This window comes from Streptomyces sp. NPDC051636, assembly GCF_044453765.1.
GTDB lineage: Bacteria > Actinomycetota > Actinomycetes > Streptomycetales > Streptomycetaceae > Streptomyces.
The window spans coordinates 593,285-610,630 of the sequence record NZ_JBITDA010000002.1 but is presented as its reverse complement, the minus strand read 5'-3'; the positions used below and the strand labels follow the sequence as shown (position 1 = coordinate 610,630).

General features: G+C 71.9%; 16 protein-coding genes and 1 pseudogene. 7 read left to right on the top strand and 10 right to left on the bottom strand.

The genetic code is table 11. From position 1 onward, the window contains the following. Window positions 1–94: 94 nt before the first annotated feature. Window positions 95–937 carry a polysaccharide deacetylase family protein gene (locus ACIBBH_RS06585; RefSeq protein WP_399402547.1) on the top strand — a complete coding sequence of 281 codons (843 nt, stop codon included), beginning with the start codon at window positions 95–97 and terminating at the stop codon, window positions 935–937. 12 nt (window positions 938–949) lie between these two features. Here ACIBBH_RS06585 and ACIBBH_RS06580 read toward each other — a convergent pair whose 3' ends face one another. After that, window positions 950–1,621, bottom strand: coding sequence for a class F sortase (locus ACIBBH_RS06580; protein ID WP_399402545.1), 672 nt, complete (start codon window positions 1,619–1,621; stop codon window positions 950–952). An 835-nt stretch (window positions 1,622–2,456) separates the two neighbouring features. On the opposite strand from ACIBBH_RS06580, the pseudogene ACIBBH_RS06575 reads away from it, so the two are divergent. Continuing rightward, window positions 2,457–2,861, top strand: a pseudogene (locus ACIBBH_RS06575) (hypothetical protein); the annotation flags it as partial. Between the two features lie 48 nt (window positions 2,862–2,909). Here ACIBBH_RS06575 and ACIBBH_RS06570 read toward each other — a convergent pair. Both ACIBBH_RS06570 and ACIBBH_RS06565 read right to left on the bottom strand, forming a co-directional pair. Continuing rightward, window positions 2,910–3,674, bottom strand: coding sequence for a DUF4239 domain-containing protein (locus ACIBBH_RS06570; RefSeq protein WP_399402543.1), 765 nt, complete (start codon window positions 3,672–3,674; stop codon window positions 2,910–2,912). Window positions 3,675–3,699: 25 nt separating this feature from the next. After that, window positions 3,700–3,828 carry a hypothetical protein gene (locus tag ACIBBH_RS06565; RefSeq protein ID WP_399402541.1) on the bottom strand — a complete coding sequence of 43 codons (129 nt, stop codon included), beginning with the start codon at window positions 3,826–3,828 and terminating at the stop codon, window positions 3,700–3,702. A gap of 933 nt (window positions 3,829–4,761) precedes the next feature. Here ACIBBH_RS06565 and ACIBBH_RS06560 point away from each other — a divergent pair. From ACIBBH_RS06560 to ACIBBH_RS06550, 3 genes are all read left to right on the top strand, one after another. After that, on the top strand, window positions 4,762–5,730 hold the full coding sequence (locus tag ACIBBH_RS06560; protein ID WP_399402539.1) for an SCO0930 family lipoprotein: 969 nt from the start codon (window positions 4,762–4,764) through the stop codon (window positions 5,728–5,730). A gap of 243 nt (window positions 5,731–5,973) precedes the next feature. Then, a complete protein-coding gene (locus ACIBBH_RS06555) occupies window positions 5,974–6,786 on the top strand; it encodes an SAM-dependent methyltransferase (protein WP_399402537.1) in 813 nt (270 codons plus the stop codon). Continuing rightward, a complete protein-coding gene (locus ACIBBH_RS06550) occupies window positions 6,783–8,927 on the top strand; it encodes a putative bifunctional diguanylate cyclase/phosphodiesterase (protein WP_399402535.1) in 2,145 nt (714 codons plus the stop codon). Before ACIBBH_RS06555 ends, ACIBBH_RS06550 begins: the two co-directional genes overlap by 4 nt. Window positions 8,928–9,054: 127 nt before the next feature. Here ACIBBH_RS06550 and ACIBBH_RS06545 read toward each other — a convergent pair whose 3' ends face one another. Then, window positions 9,055–9,939, bottom strand: a complete 885-nt coding sequence (locus tag ACIBBH_RS06545; RefSeq protein ID WP_399402533.1) for a LysR family transcriptional regulator — start codon at window positions 9,937–9,939, stop codon at window positions 9,055–9,057. Window positions 9,940–10,528: 589 nt separating this feature from the next. After that, complete coding sequence (locus ACIBBH_RS06540; RefSeq protein WP_399402531.1) at window positions 10,529–11,527, bottom strand: LLM class flavin-dependent oxidoreductase; 999 nt, start codon at window positions 11,525–11,527, stop codon at window positions 10,529–10,531. A gap of 198 nt (window positions 11,528–11,725) precedes the next feature. Here ACIBBH_RS06540 and ACIBBH_RS06535 point away from each other — a divergent pair, with 198 nt between their 5' ends. Then, window positions 11,726–13,441 carry a hydrogenase maturation protein gene (locus ACIBBH_RS06535; protein WP_399402529.1) on the top strand — a complete coding sequence of 572 codons (1,716 nt, stop codon included), beginning with the start codon at window positions 11,726–11,728 and terminating at the stop codon, window positions 13,439–13,441. Next, window positions 13,438–13,959: a hydrogenase maturation protease gene (locus ACIBBH_RS06530; RefSeq protein ID WP_399402527.1), complete on the top strand. Its 522-nt coding sequence runs from the start codon at window positions 13,438–13,440 to the stop codon at window positions 13,957–13,959. Before ACIBBH_RS06535 ends, ACIBBH_RS06530 begins: the two co-directional genes overlap by 4 nt. 12 nt (window positions 13,960–13,971) lie before the next feature. Here ACIBBH_RS06530 and ACIBBH_RS06525 read toward each other — a convergent pair whose 3' ends face one another. From ACIBBH_RS06525 to ACIBBH_RS06505, 5 genes are read right to left on the bottom strand one after another with little or no spacing between them, the layout of a single operon-like run. Continuing rightward, window positions 13,972–14,130 (bottom strand): hypothetical protein, encoded by a 159-nt coding sequence (locus ACIBBH_RS06525; protein ID WP_399402525.1) that lies wholly within the window; start codon window positions 14,128–14,130, stop codon window positions 13,972–13,974. Window positions 14,131–14,148: 18 nt separating this feature from the next. Next, window positions 14,149–14,355 (bottom strand): hypothetical protein, encoded by a 207-nt coding sequence (locus ACIBBH_RS06520; protein WP_399402523.1) that lies wholly within the window; start codon window positions 14,353–14,355, stop codon window positions 14,149–14,151. Between the two features lie 10 nt (window positions 14,356–14,365). Next, window positions 14,366–14,980 (bottom strand): DUF5947 family protein, encoded by a 615-nt coding sequence (locus tag ACIBBH_RS06515; protein ID WP_399402521.1) that lies wholly within the window; start codon window positions 14,978–14,980, stop codon window positions 14,366–14,368. Beyond that, the gene (locus ACIBBH_RS06510; protein ID WP_399402519.1) at window positions 14,977–15,522 is read right to left on the bottom strand and encodes a NifU family protein; all 546 of its coding nucleotides are present in this window, start codon (window positions 15,520–15,522) and stop codon (window positions 14,977–14,979) included. The genes ACIBBH_RS06515 and ACIBBH_RS06510 overlap by 4 nt, the downstream gene beginning before the upstream one ends. Next, window positions 15,515–17,308 (bottom strand): nickel-dependent hydrogenase large subunit, encoded by a 1,794-nt coding sequence (locus ACIBBH_RS06505; protein WP_399402518.1) that lies wholly within the window; start codon window positions 17,306–17,308, stop codon window positions 15,515–15,517. The genes ACIBBH_RS06510 and ACIBBH_RS06505 overlap by 8 nt, the downstream gene beginning before the upstream one ends. Between the last annotated feature and the right edge of the window lie 38 nt (window positions 17,309–17,346).

Below are 17,346 nucleotides of genomic sequence, written 5' to 3'. Positions count from 1 at the left end.
GCGGCCGGGCACCGCCTACGCCGGGCGGGTGGATTCCTGCCGCCACATCGGTGTCGTTGCGGTGCGCCGACCCGCGTCGGGCGACTGATGAGTCATGACGAAGGACCAGTTGCTCACGCGCCGCCGGCTCCTGCTCGTCGGCGCCGCTGCCGTGGGGGCCGCCGGGACGGCCGGACTGTTCGTCGCGGGGACGGACGACGAGGAACCCGTACGGACCGGTGCCGCGCCCGCCCCTGGCCCGCAGGCGCGCGCCGCGCTCAAGCCGTCCACCTATCGTCTGCAGCCCCTGACCGGAGGCGGACCGCCACGCGCCCGGCCCCGTCCGGTGGCGGTGCGCAGCGAACCGATCCTGGAGTTCCCCGTACGCGGCCGGAGCATGGTGCTGACCTTCGACGACGGACCCGACCCCCGCTACACCCCGCACATCCTGGACACGCTGGCGAAGTACGACGTCCGCGCGATGTTCTTCGTCTGCGGGGAGATGGCCGTCGACAACAGGGAACTGCTGGCGAGGATGGCCGACGAGGGGCATGTGGTCGGCAACCACACCTGGACCCATCCCCTGCTCACCCAGCTGAGCCGCGCGGAGATCCGCGACGAGATGGAGCGCACCAGCGACGTCATCGAGGACGCCTACGGCGAACGTCCCCAGTGGTTCCGCGCCCCCTACGGCGCCTGGAACCGTGCCGCCTTCCAACTGGGCGCCGAGATGGGCATGGAGCCGCTCGCCTGGACGGTCGACTCCCTCGACTGGACCACTCCCGGCACCCGCACCATCGTCGACCGTATCGAGGGCGGCGCCGGCCCCGGCGTCGTGGTCCTCTCCCACGACGCCGGGGGCGACCGCTCACAGAGCGTCAAGGCCGTACGCAGGTACCTGCCCTACCTTCTCGACTCCGGCTATCACCTCACCGTCCCGCGGCGGCGCTCCAACTGACCGGGAAATCGCTCAGTGGACCTCGACCAGACGGGCGAAGACGACGACATTGCCGTCGTAGCCGTTCTGTTTGGAAAAACCGCCGCCGCAGGTGATGACCCGCAGCTCCGGCGTGCCCTTCGACGCGTAGACGCGGTCGCCGGGAAAGTCGTTCTTCGCGAACACCTCGACGCCGTAGATCTCGAACACCGCGGTCCTTCCGTCCTGGCGGGCGACCTCGACCCGGTTTCCCTTCTTCAGGGCCCCGAGCCCGTAGAACACGGCCGGTCCCTGTGCGTTGTCGACGTGCCCGACGATGACGGCGGTGCCCTTCTCCCCGGGGGAGACCGCACCGGTGAACCACCCGGCCAGGTTGGAGTTGTCCGGCGGCGGCGCGCCGACCCAGCCGTCCGTGTCCAGGCCCACCGGTACGACCGGGGCGTCGACCTGGATCGCGGGGATCCTGACCCGGTCGGCCACGGAGAACGGCAGCGGCGCCGGAGCGGCCGCGAACGTGCCGGCGACGGCAGCGCTGTCCGCGGCGGCGGCCGACGCGGGCTGCGGCGGACCCGTGTCGAATTCTCCCGAGCCGTTGCGAATGAGCGCCAGGCCGGTCAGCAGAACAAGCGCTATCACGCCCCAGGGGGCGCGCTTCTTCCGCCGCTCCTCCTCCTCGGCCAGGCCGGCCAGTTCCGACGCAGACATGCGCCATCCCCTCTCGACCCGGCCGTCACCACGTCCTTCGCGCATGGGAAAACGCTAAATCCCCCGCGCGTCGGCGGCGACGGGGCGGCGGGCGAACGGGTGGCCCGAACGGCTTTCTCGTGCGCCATCCGAGTTGCCGTTCCCAGGAAATTTCTGACGGCCCATGACCTGCGAAATTATCGGATTGTGCGCTTTTCTTGGGGGGTGAGCTCTCACCTGGACGGACCATTCTCGACATGCGGGCGTGTTCCGCGCGCCCCAGGGTCTGTACGGGAGGCGCTATCTCGCCGATCGTCCGGGGACGGATCCCGGGGCGCCTCCCGCGGAGGATCACATGCGCAACTCTCGTGCCACGGCGGCTGCGTGCACCGCGGTCGCCGTCATCGGGCTCGCCGCTCCCGTGGCCGTCGCGGACGGCATGGGCAACGGGGGCGGACCGAGCAGCAATGACCTGGGCGGTGTGAGCGGTGTGGTCATCGACCCGTTCGCCGGCCAGGGGCGTAACAACGTCGGCGGTCAGGGGCGTAACAACGTCGGCGGTCAGGGTCGTGACAACTTCAACAACCGGGACAACTTCAACAACCGTGACAACTTCAACAACCGCGACGACTTCAACAACTTCGGCACCTTCAACAACCAAGGCACCTTCAACAACCAAGGCACCTTCAACAACCGCGGCAATTTCCACGACAACGGGGGCGATCCGGGCAACAACAACGGTGCCAACCAGAACCACAACTGGAGCGATCCGGGCAACAACAACGGCGCCAACCAGAACCACAACTGGAGCGATCCGGGCAACAACAACTGGGGTGACCCGAACCGTAGCAACCTCGGTGGGGGTCCCAGCAGCCTCAGCAACATCGTCGCCACCCCCGGTGCACTGGCCCGCGGCGGCCGGCTCACCGTCACGGTGGAAGGATGCGGTAACGGCACCGTCTCCTCCCGCGCCTTTCGCTCCGCCACGCTCACACCGAGCGGCAACGTCTCCAGAGGCGTCGTGACGATCGACCGCGACGCCCGGCCCGGCTCGTTCGACATCACGGTCACCTGCAACGGCCGTACCCTGACCCGCCCGGCCGCCTTCACCGTGCTCGGCGGTGTGAAGGGCGGCCTCGGCGGCAGCATCTCCTCCGGGGCGACGCCGGCCGACATGGCCATCGGGGGCGGGCTGGTGGCCGCGGCCCTGATCGGCGGCGGCGCGGTCTGGCTGCGCCGACGGCATGAGAGGCGGATCTGACCGACGACCAGTGAGGGTGCCGACCCCCGGCTCCCAGGAGGCCGGGGGTCATCCCCCGGCGTGCGGGAAGAGGTTCAGGAAGGGTTCCGCCGTCGCCGCGATGCCCCGGCTGTAGGGCGCGTCGAAGTCCCAGATCAGGAAGAGCAGGAAGGCGATCAGCGCGGAGAACAGCCCGGCGAGGATCAGTTCACGGGCCGTACGCCGGATCTGCAGCGCGAAGACCATGCAGATGGTGACCACGGCCCCGGTCAGCAGCCCGAACCACACCACACCCGGCATGGTGGCCCCGGTCGAGTCGGCCCGGGCGTTGCGCGCCTGGTCGGCGGCGGCCACCTGGTCGACGAGCGGCTGGTAGGCCTGCGCCTGGAAGTCCGTCTTCGTCCGGTAGTCCGTGACGTCCTCGCGGACGCGCCGCAGCAGCTCGGTGCCGCGCCCGGTGAGGTGGCCGTGGTCGGCCATGGTCTTCCACTCGGTGGTGACGACGTGTCCGACATAGGCGTTGACATCGGCCCGAATGCGGTCGCGGACGTCGGGCGGGTAGACCCGGACCCGCTCCGCGATCTCGTGCAGCGCCTGGGCCTCCGCCTGGACGTGGTCCTGGGCGGCGCTGCGCGCCTCCCACACCCCGGCGATGGCCAGGCCCAGGACGATGGCGTACACGACACCGATCCACATCGTCATGTACTCGATGACGTCCGGGGTCTCGCTGGGGTCCTCGTCCTCCGGCGCCCTGCGGTGCCGTACGAGGGTGATGACGACCACCACGGCGCAGGCGGCGAGCATCGCGAGGGCGAGAACAAGCCATTCCGACAACGGATTCCTCCGGGAGTTCGGCGCATCAGCGCGGGCGCAGCGCGGCGACGGCGACCACCGCGGGCGCGGTGATGAGCAGGACGTAGGTGACGGGAGACGTGCCGCCGTGCGACGGGTGGCGGGGCGGCTGGGGCCGGTACCGCGGATAGCTCACCGGGCTCAGCGAGGGCCGCGGGCTGGGCCTGGGCGGCGGGGTCGGCTCCGGCGGCGGGGACGGGTGCGGCGGGGCCGGGTGCGGCGGGGGCGGTGTGGGTGTCGGAGTGGGGACGGGCTTCGGCGGGGCCGGCGCCGGGGCGGGCGGTGGCGGCGGCTTCGGAGTCGGGGTGGGCTTCGGCTTCGGCGGGCTCGGCTCGGGCGGCGTGGGGGTCGGCGTGGGGGTCGGTGTCGGTGTCGGGCAGGGCGGGGGAGTGGGCGTCGGACAGGCCGGGGGCGTCGGCCAGGAGCCCGGCCAGGAGCCACCTGCGACGGCCACCGCCCGCGTGCCGTCCGGGCCCGTCGAAGCGGACGCACAGGCGTCGGCCGCCGCCGTGCCGACCGGACAGCCCACGAGGCCCCACGTCAGGGCCGCCAGGGCCAACCCCCGTGCGACGGGCGCGAGTCGGGTCGGTTCGGTTCCTTGCACGACCGAGATCATGTGGCGCCCCGACCCGCCGCACGCCCCCGACCGGGCGGATTGCCCCGAAGGGGGGACAAACGGCGCAGGACGGTTTGATCACCGGTGGCGCGGGGCGCGGCCGACGCGTACGGACGTACGGACCTACGGGCGGGCTGGGGGCATCGCGTCCCGCGGGGGCAGCGGATCGGCTCGAAGGGGAGTCGGGCGGTGCGCGGCGGACCGACCGCCGGGACCGGCCGGTGTACCCCACTCGCACGTGTGTTTCAGATGCGAACCGCCGGTCCCGCCGATCGAGGTCCGACAGCGCGACGCGGCGGACCGGGTACGAACCGGCGACGGGCCGCCGCGGACACAGGTTTCCGAAAGAAATTTGTGCGCCGATTGAACACTTCCGCCACTCCCGTCCGTACCCAGTGTCGTGCGGCGGCGCAGCAGGCGCTGCAATATCCAGGCGATTATGGGGAGTTAGCGATGAAGACCACCTGGCGGACCGCCTCACTGGTGGCGACAGCCGCGTCGGTGCTGGCGCTGACGACGGCGTGCGGTCAGGACAATGCCACCACCCCGTCGTCGGCGGCCCAGAATGTCGGCGCCACGGCACCGGCGGGCGGCGTCGGCGCCGCGGGAACCGGTACCGGGACGGGCGCCGGCAACGGTTACGGCGCCGACGGACAGCAGAGCAGCGCCTCCCCGAGCCCGGCGGAGCCCGCGGGCAAGCTGTCGGTGGCCAGCAACCCCGACCTCGGCAAAGTGCTGACCGACGGTGCCGGTCTCACCCTCTACCGTTTCGACACGGACACCGCCAATCCGCCCAAGTCGAACTGCGACGGCGACTGTGCCACCACCTGGCCGCCGGTTCCCGCGGACGACGCCGAGGCCGGCGCCGGCATCGACAAGGCGCTGCTGGGCGAGGTCACCCGTTCCGACGGCACCAAGCAGCTCACCATCGCCGGCTGGCCGGCCTACCGCTACGCCAAGGACGTCAACGCCGGTGACGTCAACGGCCAGGGCGTGGGCGGCAAGTGGTTCGCGCTGGCCCCCGACGGCAAGAAGGCGACCCTCTCCGACCTGCCCGGTCTGTCCGTGCGCAAGGACGCCAAGCTCGGCGACATCGTCGTCGACAAGAACGGCATGACGGTCTACCGATTCATCAAGGACAAGGCATGGCCGAAGTCCGTCTCGAACTGCACCGGTGCCTGCCTGGAGAAGTGGCCGGCCGTCGCGGAGGTCGACGCCGGTGACACCAAGGGCGTCGAGAAGAAGGGCCTGATGGGCTTCACCCGTTCCGACAACGGCCAGAAGCAGATGACGGTCGATTGCTGGCCGATCTACACCTTCTCCGGCGACAAGGCACCCGGAGACACCAACGGCCAGGGCGTGGGCGGTACTTGGTACGCCGTCTCGCCCGCCGGCAAGCTGGTCGGCGCCCCGTCGAAGTAGTCACCTCCCCAGGGTTGATCGCACGACGACAACCGGCGCCCGGCCACAGGTCCGCCCCCTCCGCACCGCACGGAGGGGGCGGACCGCTGTGCTGCGGAGAGCCGTCACACAGCGGTGCCGCTCTGGCACATACCGCAGGCAGTGACCGGGAACGGATGGTCAATTTCCGGTTCTGCTCGCTCCTTTGGCAGGCGATCAGTAGCCTCTGCTCGAACACCGGATCGCCTACGCCTTGGAGAGATCATGGAACGTCCCGCCTGGGCTCCACGGAGCATCGACATCTCGGTGCCGAGCGTCGCGCGTATCTACGACTACTACCTGGGCGGTTCGTTCAACTTCGAGGTCGACCGGCAAGCGGCCCGCAGGGCCCTGGAGTTCATGCCGGGACTCCCCAAGATCATGCAGGCGAACCGGGCGTTCATGCGCCGCGCCGTGCGTTTCGCCGCCGCCGAGGGCATCACCCAGTTCCTCGACATCGGCTCCGGCATCCCCACCTTCGGCAATGTCCACGAGGTGGCTCAGGAGGCGACCCCGGGCGCGCACGTGGTGTACGTCGACCACGACCCGGTGGCCGTGGCGCACACCGAGGCGGTCCTGGCGGGCAACGCGGACGCGGACGTCGTCGCCGCCGATCTCCGCAAGCCCCACGAGATCCTGGCCGGCCCCCAGGTCGAGCGCCTCATCGACCTGAACCGGCCAGTGGCCCTTCTCCTCGTTGCCATACTGCACTTCGTGGAAGACGTGGACGACCCCTACGGTGCGGTGGCTCAGTTGAGCGCGGCGCTCGCGCCCGGCAGCCTGCTGATCCTCACCCATGCCTCGTACGAGGGAATCCCGCTGCCCCCGGAGCGGGCCGAGGGCGCGGTGGACGTATACAAGGGCATTCGCAATCCGCTCATCATGCGCTCGCGCGACGAGATCGCGCGGTTCTTCGAGGGGTACGACATGGTGGAACCCGGGCTGGTGCCGATGCCGCTCTGGCGGCCGCAGGCGGCGCCGGAGGACGAGGATCCGTATGCCTTCTCCGGATTCGCCGGCGTGGGGCGTACGGCGTGAGCGCGGAGCAGGACGGGCCGGAGGACAGACTGCGCCGGTTCGCGACGATCTGGAGCCGGGCGGTCTTCCCGGTGACCTCGACGTCGCTGACCCGGGCGGAGTTCGAGGAGGAACTGCTCCCGCTCGCACGCCGGTTGAGCGAGGTGGTGCGGGCGCGCAGCTTCGACGCCGACGAGGCCAGGGCGGTCGGCGCCGCGCTGATCGGCGCGCACTGCACCGACCCGGAGGCGCTCAGCCGCACCCTGGACTGCGTCGACGCCTACCTGGTGCTCTACTGCGGCGAGAACGGCCCCCAGGACGAGCTCAGGATGCGTTCCTCGCGGCTGCAGCACGCGATGGCCGCCGGGTTCGCGCAGGCACTGCGGGAGCGCACCCTGGCCGAGCAGGAGGCCATCGCCCAGGCGGCGCTGCGCGCCCAGGGCGTCGTGGCGCAGGCGCTGCACGCCAGCGAGGCCCGCTTCCGCGCGGTCTTCGAGGGCGCCGCGATAGGGATCGGCATCGCCGACCTGGACGGCAACGTCCTGCAGGTCAACAGGGCGCTGCTGCGCATGTTCGGCGGCTCCGAGCAGGCGGTGCGCGGCCGCAACGTCATGGAGTGGACGCACCCCGAGGACGCGCCCCAGACCTGGAAGCTGTACGACGAGCTCGTGCGCGGCGAGCGCGAGCACTACCACGTGGAGAAGGCCTTCTACCGCCCCGACGGCACGGTGCTGTGGACCAACCTGACGGTCTCCCTGCTGCGCGACGCCGACGGCAACCCGCAGTACCAGCTCGCCCTCATGGAGGACACCACCGAGCGCCGGCTGCTCAACCTCCGGCTGCGCTACGAGGCCACGCACGACGCGCTCACCGGCCTGCCCAACCGCACGCTGTTCTTCGAGCGCCTGGAGAAGGCGCTGAACGCGGGCGAGGGCCAGCGTTTCGGGCTGTGCTACCTGGACCTGGACGGGTTCAAGACCATCAACGACAGCCTCGGCCACGCGGCCGGCGACCGGCTGCTGGTGGAGGTCGCCGACCGGCTGCAGTCCTGCGCGACGGCGCCCGGCGAGATGGTGGCCCGGCTCGGCGGCGACGAGTTCGTGGCGCTGACCACCGGGCCCGGCACCGAGCGGGAGGTCGACGAGCTCGCCGAGCGCATCATGAACGCGCTGGTCACCCCCATCAGCATCGACGGCCGCGATCTGCTGGTGCGCGGCAGCATCGGCATCGTCGAGGGCCCGGCGGGGGAGCGCACCCCGGCGGAGGTGCTGCGCAGCGCCGACATCACGATGTACCGGGCGAAGTCGGCGGGCGGCAACCGCTGTGAGCTGGCCGACCCGGAGGCCGACGCCCGTGCCATCACCCGGCACGGGCTGACCACGGCCCTGCCGACGGCTCTGGACCGGGGCGAGTTCTTCATCGAGTACCAGCCGCTGGTGCATCTCGGCGACGGCAGCGTGCGCGGCGCGGAGGCGCTCGTGCGCTGGCTGCACCCGCAGCACGGGGTGCTCGGCCCGGACCGGTTCATCCCGCTCGCCGAGCACACCGGACTGATCGTGCCGCTCGGCCGCTGGGTGCTGGAGGAGTCCGTCCGGCAGGCCCGCGAGTGGCGAGAACGGTACGGCGAGCGGACGGCCGCCGGGCCGCTGCGCATCAACGTCAACCTCTCGCCGTGCCAGCTGACCCACCCCGGCCTGGTGCAGGACACGGTGGACATCCTCGAGCGGGTCGGCATCGCCCCGGACTCGCTGTGCCTGGAGGTCACCGAGTCCGCCCTGATCGGGGCCGACGACGACCTGCTCAAGCCGCTGCGCCGGCTGCACGAGATGGGCGTCGACATCGCCCTGGACGACTTCGGCACGGGGTACTCCAACCTCGCCAACCTGCGCCGGCTGCCGGTGAGCATCCTCAAGCTGGACCGCTCCTTCACCCAGAGCATGCAGCAGTTCCCGGCCGACCCCGTCGACCTGAAGATCGTCGAGGGGATCGTCTCGCTCGCCCACAGCCTCGACCTCGCCGTCACCGTGGAGGGCGTGGAGACCGGCGCGCAGGCCGAACAGCTGCGGATACTGGGCTGCGACACCGCGCAGGGCTGGTACTACGCCCGCCCGGGCCCGCCCGAGCGGCTGCACGACCTGGCGCTGGTGGACGCGACGGGCTGACGGAACGGGCGGGCGGACGCGCGGCCGCCCGTTCCGCCGCCGTGCGGCTGTCCCGCGGTAACCGAGCTCTTGGTGATCCGGGCGGCCGGCGCGGCGCCGGCCCCGCGGGTGCACCGCCCCCCGTACCTCACCGCTCCAGCAGCATCCGCTGCAACTCCCTGGCCGCCCGCGGCGGAGCCACATCACTGCGGTGGGCCAGGGCGATCGTCCGGTGGAGTCCGGGCCGGGCCAGCGGCGTCACCCGAAGCCCGTGCCCGGACCTCGTCGCGACCATGCGCGGTACGACGGCCACCCCGAGCCCCGCCCGCACGAACCCCAGCACCGCGTCCATCTCGCCCCCCTCCACCGCGAAGTCCGGATCGAAGCCCTCCGCCCGGCACGCGGCCACCGTCAGCTCCCGCAGGTCGTAGCCGTGCCGGAACATCACCAGCCGCTCGCCCTCCAGGTCGGCGATCCGGACGTGCCGGCCGTCCCGCCCCGGCGCCGGCGCCTCCGGCGACGACACGACCACCAGGTCCTCGCGCAGCAGCTCCACCGTCGTCAGCGCGGGGGACGGCGTCGGCAGGGGGAGTACGACGAGGGCGAGGTCGAGGGCGCCGCGCGCGAGTTCCCGTACGAGGTCGTGGGAGCCGCCCTCCTCGATCAGCAGCCGGATGCCGGGATACCGGTCGTGGAAGGCGCGCAGCACGTCCGGGACCAGGCCGGTGCACAGGCTCGGGGTGGCCCCGAGGCGGACCCGGCCCCGGCGCAGCTGCGCCAGTTCCTGCACCTCGTGCCGGGCGGTGTCCGCGTCGGCCAGGATCCGCCGGGCCAGGGGCAGCAGCGCCATGCCCGCGTCGGTGAGCGTGATGTTGCCCCGCGCCCGCCGGAACAGATCCGCCCCGAGCTCTCGCTCCAGCGCCTTGATCTGCTGCGACAGCGACGGCTGGGCCACGTGGACCAGATCGGCGGCGCGGGTGAAGTGCCGGGTCTCGGCGACGGCGACGAAGTACTGGAGCTGCTGGAACTGCACGCGCCCACCATAGCCATCCGCTATGGAAGCCGGCCGGATCAAGGTCCTGGACCGATGGAGCCGTGCGGCGGGGCCGCACACGGACACAGCCCCGCGCCGCGCGACCCGCGTCGTTCCACAACCGCACATCCCCTTTCCCGGCACCGGTCGCGCGAAAGCCGGGCGGCACCGGAAGGAGTAGCCGACCCAGCGGGGCAGCCCAGGGCCGCAGCCCGCGCGCGACGACCTTGTCGACCTCGGCGCCCAGCGGTACGTGGTGACCCGGGCCGCCTCGTGGAAGCCCGCGCCGAGGTGGACCGGCACGAAGGCCTCGGATGCCCCGGCGACGAGACGGGTCGACCGGACGGCCACCGGGGCGCGAACTCGGCCGCGCCACCGAGTAGTTCGGGACACGGGCCGGTCATCCCGCCGATCGCGGTGAAGTCCGAACCCCGCATGGCCTCCAGCCGCAACACGCCCAGGGCCGTCCCTCATGCTCCAGGAGGAGGGCCTCCCGCCTCGGCCGCCACGCCCCGCGGCCCGAACGGCAGCCCCGGGGAAGCCGCACCGCGCGCCTGCTTCTCCTGTGCGGCGCGCAACTCCTCGGTGCTCAGGGCTGGTTCACGATCCCGGCCAGCCGCCGGTAGGAGTCCAGCAGGGCCGCACGGTCGTACGTGCTGGTGGTGACCAGGACCTCCTGCGCGCCCGTCTCCTTCAGCAGCGTCTCCAGCTCGTGGGCGACCCGCTCCTCGGTGCCGGCGATGTGTCCGGCGAGTCCGGCCTCGTAGAAGCCGCGCTCCTTCGCGGTCATCGTGCGGGTCTCGACGTCCTCGGCCGGAGGCAGGGGCGGGAAGGTGCCGTGGGTGCGGGAGTACGCCATGGACCAGGCCTCCGGGACGAGCAGGCGCCGGGCCGCCTCCGGGGTGGCGGCCACCGCGACCGTGCCGGAGACGACGACGTACGGCTCCGCGGCCCAGGGGGAGGGCTGGAAGTGGGCGCGGTAGTGGTCGATGCCGCGCAGCATCCTCTCGCGGCCGCGGAGGTCCCCGATGACCATCGGCAGTCCCGCGCGGGCGGCGATTCCGGCGCCCTCGCCCAGGGCGAGCACGAACGGGGGCACGCGCAGGCCCTCCGCCGGGCGGGCCCGCACCCCGGACGGCGAGGTGCCCGCGAACCAGCCCAGCAGCTCCCGCAGCCGGGCGGCGAAGTCCTCCGCGTCGCCCTTGTCCCGGCCCAGCGCCCGGCGCACCCCGTCGGTGAAGCCCACCGAGCGGCCCAGACCCATGTCGATCCGACCCGGGAAAAGCGACTCCAGCACCCCGAACTGCTCGGCGACCACAAGAGGTTGGTGGTTGGGCAGCATCACCCCGCCCGTCCCGACCCGGATGGTGCGCGTCGCGGCGGCCACGGCGGCGGCCAGCACCGTCGGCGCGGATCCGGCCACACCGGGCACCCCGTGGTGTTCGGAGACCCAGAAGCGGTGGTAGCCCAGTGCCTCCAGCTCCCGGGCCAGCGCCACGGTGTCGCGCAGCGCCTCGGCGGGCGGGTGCCCCTCGCGGATGCGGGAGCGGTCGAGGACGGAGAAGCGCACGTTCTGCGGAAGGGACACGTCATGCTGACGCCGGACGGGGATTCGTTATTCCGCGTCATTATTCCGCGTCATTCCCCGGCATCCAACATCGTTCAACGTCATACGACGTCGTTCCGCGTCACGGGCCGCGGTGGCCGCATCCGTACGGAGGAACTTGCCCTACCGTGCCGTTGCGGTACTTTCCGGGCCGCGGCCCGAGGACGATGCTGGGGCCGTATGGACATCCTCCTCGTCGCCAGCGCCTTCAACAGCCTGTGCCAGCGCGTCCACGCCGAACTCACCGACCACGGCCACCGGGTGGAGGTGGTACTCGCCTCGCACGGGGACGACGCGGTCCGCGACGCCGTACGGGACACCGCCCCCGAGCTGATCGTCGCGCCGATGCTGAAGACGGCCCTCCCGGAGGACGTGTGGCGGGAGCACACCTGCCTGATCGTGCACCCCGGCCCGCCCGGCGACCGGGGGCCGTCGTCCCTGGACTGGGCCGTCACCGAGGGAGCGCAGCGGTGGGGGGTGACCGTGCTCCGGGCCGAGGCGGGCATGGACGCCGGTGACATCTGGGCCTCGGTGCCGTTCACCGTGCCGCCCGTCGGCAAGAGCGACCTGTACCGGGGCGAGGTCTCCGACGCCGCGCTCACCGCTGTCCTGCTGGCGGTGGAACGCTACGCCGAGGGTTCCTTCAAACCGCGGCCGCAGAGCGACCCCGCGATCTCCGTCACCTGGCGCGACTTCTTCCGGCAGGAACGGCGACGCGTCGACTGGCGGTACGACGACACCGCCACCGTGCTGCGCAAGCTGCGCGGCGCCGACTCCCAGCCGGGGGTCCTCGACGAACTCCTCGGCCGGGAGGTGTTCCTGCACGGCGGCCACCCCGAGGACGAACTGCGGGGCCGCCCCGGCGACCTGCTCGCCACCCGCGACGGCGCGGTGTGCCGGGCCACCCGTGACGGGGCGGTGTGGATCCCCGAGCTCCGGCCGCGCCGCGGCTCCGGCGACCCCGCGCCGTTCCGGCGCCCGGCGGCCGACGTCCTCGGCGACCGGCTGCGCGACGTGCCGGAGCTGCCCGCACCCCTGGAGCCGCCCCCGGGCCACCGCACCTGGAGCGACATCCGCTACCGCCGGCACGGCGACGTCGGCTTCCTGGCCTTCTCCTTCCCGGGCGGCGCGATGAGCACCTCCCAGTGCCGCCGCCTGCTCGCCGCCTACCGGCACGCCCTCGCCCGGCCCACCCCGGTCCTGGTCCTCGGCGGAGTGCGCGACTTCTTCTCCAACGGCATCCACCTGAACGTGATCGAGGCCGCCGACGATCCGGCCAAGGAGTCGTGGACCAACCTCAATGCCCTGAACGACCTGGTCGAGGCGGTGCTGCGGACCACGGACCGGCTGGTGGTCGCCGCGCTGGGCGGCAACGCGGCGGCGGGCGGGGTCATGCTGGCGCTGGCGGCGGACGAGGTCTGGTGCCGCTCCGGCGTCGTCCTGAACCCGCACTACCGGCGCATGGGCCTGTACGGGTCGGAGTACTGGACGTACAGCCTGCCCCGGCGCGCCGGCGACGGCACCGCCGAGCGGCTGACGCGGGAAGCGCTGCCGGTGAGTGCCGCCGAGGCCGTCCGGCTGGGCCTGGCCGACCGGCTGCTGCGGGCCTCCCCGGGCGCGTTCCCCGACGAGGTGGGCCGTCTGGCCGCCGCCCTCGCCGGGGCGTCCGACGTGCGGGAGCGGATCGCGGCCAAGGCGGCCGCCCGGGACCGCGATGAGAGGCGCCGGCCGCTCGCCGCCCACCGGCAGGAGGAACTCGCCCGCATGCACGGCATCTTCTTCGACCCCGGGGCGCCCTACCACGCCCTGCGCTCGGCGTTCGTCCGTAAGGTGCCGAGCGGTTCGCCCCGGCCGCTCGCGCCCGCGCCCGCTCCCCTGCCGGGGGAGGCGCGATGACGCCGCCGCGCCTGCTGGTCGCCGGCATCGGCAACCTCTTCCTCGCCGACGACGCCTTCGGACCCGCGGTGATCAAGGCCCTGAACGGGCGGCCCCTGCCCGGCGAGGTGTACGTGCGGGACTTCGGCATCCGCGGGATGGACCTCGCCTACCAGCTCCTGGACGGCTACGACGCGGCCGTGTTCGTCGACGCGGCCCCGCGCGGCCTTCCACCGGGCACGCTCTCGCTGATCGAGCCCGAGCTCCCGGACGCGACGGACACCGCCCGGCACGCCCCGGAGGCGCACGGCATGGACCCCGTGAAGGTACTGGCGCTGGCCGCGCACCTCGGCGACGGCGCGCTGCCCCGCATCGTCGTGCTGGCCTGCGAGCCCCAAGTGCTGCCGAGCGACGACACGGACGTCACCGTCGGTCTGAGCGCGCCGGTGCGCGACGCCGTCGAACGGGCCGTGCCGCTGCTCCACAGGGTCGTGGAGCAGCTGCTGGCCGACGCCGGCGCCGCGCTCGCGGCCGGGTGACCCGGGGAGGGCTCAGCCGCCGCTCCGCGTGCCGGACGAGGAACCGGCCATGCGCCAGATCTTGATCTCGCGCCTCAGCCCCGGGAGCTCCCAGACCAGCAGGCCCAGTACCGCGCTCCCGAGGAGCACCGCCTCCGCCGTCAGTACGCGTTTGGCCGTCATCGTTGCCATCTCTGCTCCCTGAGTCGCTCAGCCCGGCGGAATGTTCGGCATGATCTTCATGATCGCGTTGTGCTTCTTCCAGTGGATGCCCGTGGACCGGCGCGCGTCGGCGGTGCCGTCCTCGTGATGCCCCGTCTGGTGCCCGTACGGACCCTTGTTGCCCTGGTGGAGGCCGAAGACATGGGTGGGCGTGTCGGGCTTCGCTTGCGGTCTTCCGACCCTGATGCTGCCCATCGCGTGCTCCTTACGGTTGGGCGGCCGGTGCCACCGGCCGCTCGGGGGCCAGCTCGGCGAAGAAGCGTTCCAGTGCCGGCCAAATCGTCTCTCCGCCGGACATCCCCTGCCACTCCTGGCGTACCACCCCGACGATCCGGAAGCAGTCGTCGATCGGCACGATCCAGTGGTGGGCGAGGCCCCGGGCGGTGTTCACCAGCAGCGCCTCCACCTCGGGTACCAGGGTGACCAGCGGCGGACAGTCCGCGACGACCTTGCGCCAGGCGTCCGCGTCCACCTCCCAGCGGGTGGCGCCCGCCGGGCTCGGATAGTGCGCGACGACCGTGCCGTCCTGGCGGGGGACGAAGAAGGCCAGTCCGACGGGCACGCCCAGCGGTTCGGTGTCCACCGAGGGCAGCCGGAGACGGCGCAGCGGGATCAGCCGGTAGCGCCCGTCGCTCTCCTGGCCCTCGGTGAACAGCAGCGCACAGGGGCGGCAGGCGCACAGCACCTCCTCCCGAACGCCGTCGTGCAGGTGGCGGTGGTCGTCCGGCACCGGGGCCGCGCACAGGTCGCACAGCTCCTCCGTCGCCGTCCGGCGGGCGGCGGCCGAGCGGATGACCCGGGCCAGCGCGCCGCCGTTCACCGTGTCACCTGCGGCTGCCGGACCCGGTGCGTGAGCGTGTCCAGCGGCACGAACGCGGGGGTGGCGGCGTCCCGCACCTGCTCCACCGTCTCCAGCTCGGGCGCCACCCCGAGCACCGCCTCCTGGACCGCTTCCAGGATCCCGGCGGCCGACGAGCCGCAGCCCTTGACCGCCAGACGGACCCGGGCCACCGTCCCGTCGACACCGACCAGTTCCAGGTCGCCGCCCCGCTCGCGCAGCTGAGCGCGCAGCCGCTCCACGGCCCGGGCCACCCGGGGTCCCACCGGCTCGGGGTGGATGCCGTGCAGGACCATCAGGTGGGCGAGGAGTTCATCGTCGGCCAGCGTCCCGGCCAGATCGGCGTCGGCGCGGTCCAGGATCCGGGCCAGCGCCTCGCCGTAGACCTCGGTGAGCGCCCGTACCGCCTCGACGGCCTCCCGGGCGGTCGGCCCGGGGGTGCCCTCCAGGCGCTCCAGCAGGCCGTCGAGGCGGGTCAGCCGCGCGGCGAGGGACGCCTCGTCGAGCCGGTTGCCGTCAGCCATGGCTCGCGCCGTACGTCGGCGAGTGCAGCGTGGTCAGCGTCTTGCCCTTGCCGACGTACATGTGCACCCCGCACGGCAGGCACGGGTCGAAGCTGCGCACGGTGCGCATGATGTCGACGCCCTTGAAGTCGTCGGGGCCGTTCTCCTCGAAGATCGGCTGGCCCTGCACGGCGTCCTCGTACGGGCCGGGGGTGCCGTAGATGTCCCGGGGGCTGGCGTTCCACGGGGTGGGCGGGTACGGGTGGTAGTTGGCGATCTTCTTGTCCTTGATCACCAGGTGGTGGGAGAGCACACCGCGTACCGCCTCGTGGAAGCCGCAGCCGATCGCCTCGTCCGGCACCTCGAAATTCTCGAACACCTTGGTGTCGCCGGCCCGGATCAGCCCCATCGCCTCGTCCAGGAACTGCAGGGCCATGGCGGCCGCGTAGGCGATGAAGTAGGGCCGGGCGCGGTCCCGTTCGATGGTGTTGCTCCACTTCGGGATGTGCCACTCCAGGGTCGTCTCCGGCAGGGTCTCGCCCTTGGGCAGCGAGATCCGCACGCTGGTGCCGGTCGCCTTGATGTACGGGGTGTCCACCAGGCCGCTCAGCGCGGTCGACCACAGCCGGGCGAGCGGGCCGCCGCCGGTGTCGAGGGCGAGGTGGTCACCGCTCCTGCTGTCGTACCAGCGCGGGCTCATCACCCAGCTGTACTTGTCGCCGAAGTCGCGCTTCTGCGGCACCGGGACGGTGGTCTGGTTCCACGGGTGGCGCATGTCGACGGGGTTGCCCAGCGGGTCGTGGGTGACGAAGGGCTGCTCGTTGACCCAGTCCTCGTAGTAGGAGCTGCCGAGCATGATTCGCATGCCGAGGTTGATGTCGACGAGGTTGTTGGTGACCAGCTCGCCGTCGACGATGACGCCCGGGGTGACGAACATCGCCTTGCCCCACTGGTTCATCGTCTCGTAGCGGTAGTCGACGACGTTCGGGTCCTGCCAGGCGCCCCAGCAGCCCAGCAGGACGCGGCGGCGGCCGACCTCCTCGTAGCCGGGCAGCGCCTCGTAGAAGAAGTCGAAGACGTCGTCGTTCATCGCGACGGCCTTCTTGACGAAGTCGATGACCCGCATCAGCCGGCTGAGGTAGTCGGTGAAGGTGTTCGGCTGGGGCATGGTGCCGACCCCGCCCGGGTACAGCGTCGACGGGTGGACGTGCCGCCCCTCCATCAGGCAGAACATCTCGCGGGTGACCCGGCTGACCTTCAGCGCCTCCTTGTAGACCTCGCCCTCGAAGGGGTTGAAGGCCTTCATGATGTCGGCGATGGTCCGGTAGCCGTGGATCTCGCCGCGCGGCGCGTCCGTGCGCTCGGCGCGGGCCAGCAGGCCGGGGTTGGTGGCCTTGACCATGGCCTCGCAGAAGTCCACGAACACCAGGTTGTCCTGGAAGATCGTGTGGTCGAACATGTACTCGGCCGCTTCGCCGAGGTTGGTGATGTAGTCGGCCAGCCGCGGTGGTTTGACGCCGTAGGCCATCTGCTGGGCGTAGTTCGAGCAGGTGGTGTGGTTGTCGCCGCAGATCCCGCAGATGCGCGAGGTGATGAAGCCGGCGTCACGCGGGTCCTTGCCCTTCATGAACACCGAGTAGCCGCGGAACAGCGACGAGGTGCTGTGGCATTCGACGACTTCCCGGTTGGCGAAGTCGATCTTCGTGTAGATGCCCAGGTTCCCGATGATCCGGGTGATCGGATCCCAGGACATGTCCACGAGCTCTGCGGGCTTGCGTCCCGTGGACCGGGCCTCGGTTGTCGTCATCTGGCTTACTGCCCCTTGCTGCTCGGGTTCCGTCGGTG

Excerpts from the sequence above, each read along its gene's own strand:
- ACIBBH_RS06560 (WP_399402539.1), top strand. The coding sequence starts at position 4,762 with ATGAAGACCACCTGGCGGACCGCCTCACTGGTGGCGACAGCCGCGTCG.
- ACIBBH_RS06535 (WP_399402529.1), top strand. The coding sequence starts at position 11,726 with ATGGACATCCTCCTCGTCGCCAGCGCCTTCAACAGCCTGTGCCAGCGC.
- ACIBBH_RS06510 (WP_399402519.1), bottom strand. The coding sequence starts at position 15,522 with ATGGCTGACGGCAACCGGCTCGACGAGGCGTCCCTCGCCGCGCGGCTG.
- ACIBBH_RS06520 (WP_399402523.1), bottom strand. The coding sequence starts at position 14,355 with ATGGGCAGCATCAGGGTCGGAAGACCGCAAGCGAAGCCCGACACGCCC.
- ACIBBH_RS06525 (WP_399402525.1), bottom strand. The coding sequence starts at position 14,130 with ATGGCAACGATGACGGCCAAACGCGTACTGACGGCGGAGGCGGTGCTC.
- ACIBBH_RS06555 (WP_399402537.1), top strand. The coding sequence starts at position 5,974 with ATGGAACGTCCCGCCTGGGCTCCACGGAGCATCGACATCTCGGTGCCG.
- ACIBBH_RS06530 (WP_399402527.1), top strand. The coding sequence starts at position 13,438 with ATGACGCCGCCGCGCCTGCTGGTCGCCGGCATCGGCAACCTCTTCCTC.
- ACIBBH_RS06585 (WP_399402547.1), top strand. The coding sequence starts at position 95 with ATGACGAAGGACCAGTTGCTCACGCGCCGCCGGCTCCTGCTCGTCGGC.
- ACIBBH_RS06505 (WP_399402518.1), bottom strand. The coding sequence starts at position 17,308 with ATGACGACAACCGAGGCCCGGTCCACGGGACGCAAGCCCGCAGAGCTC.
- ACIBBH_RS06580 (WP_399402545.1), bottom strand. The coding sequence starts at position 1,621 with ATGTCTGCGTCGGAACTGGCCGGCCTGGCCGAGGAGGAGGAGCGGCGG.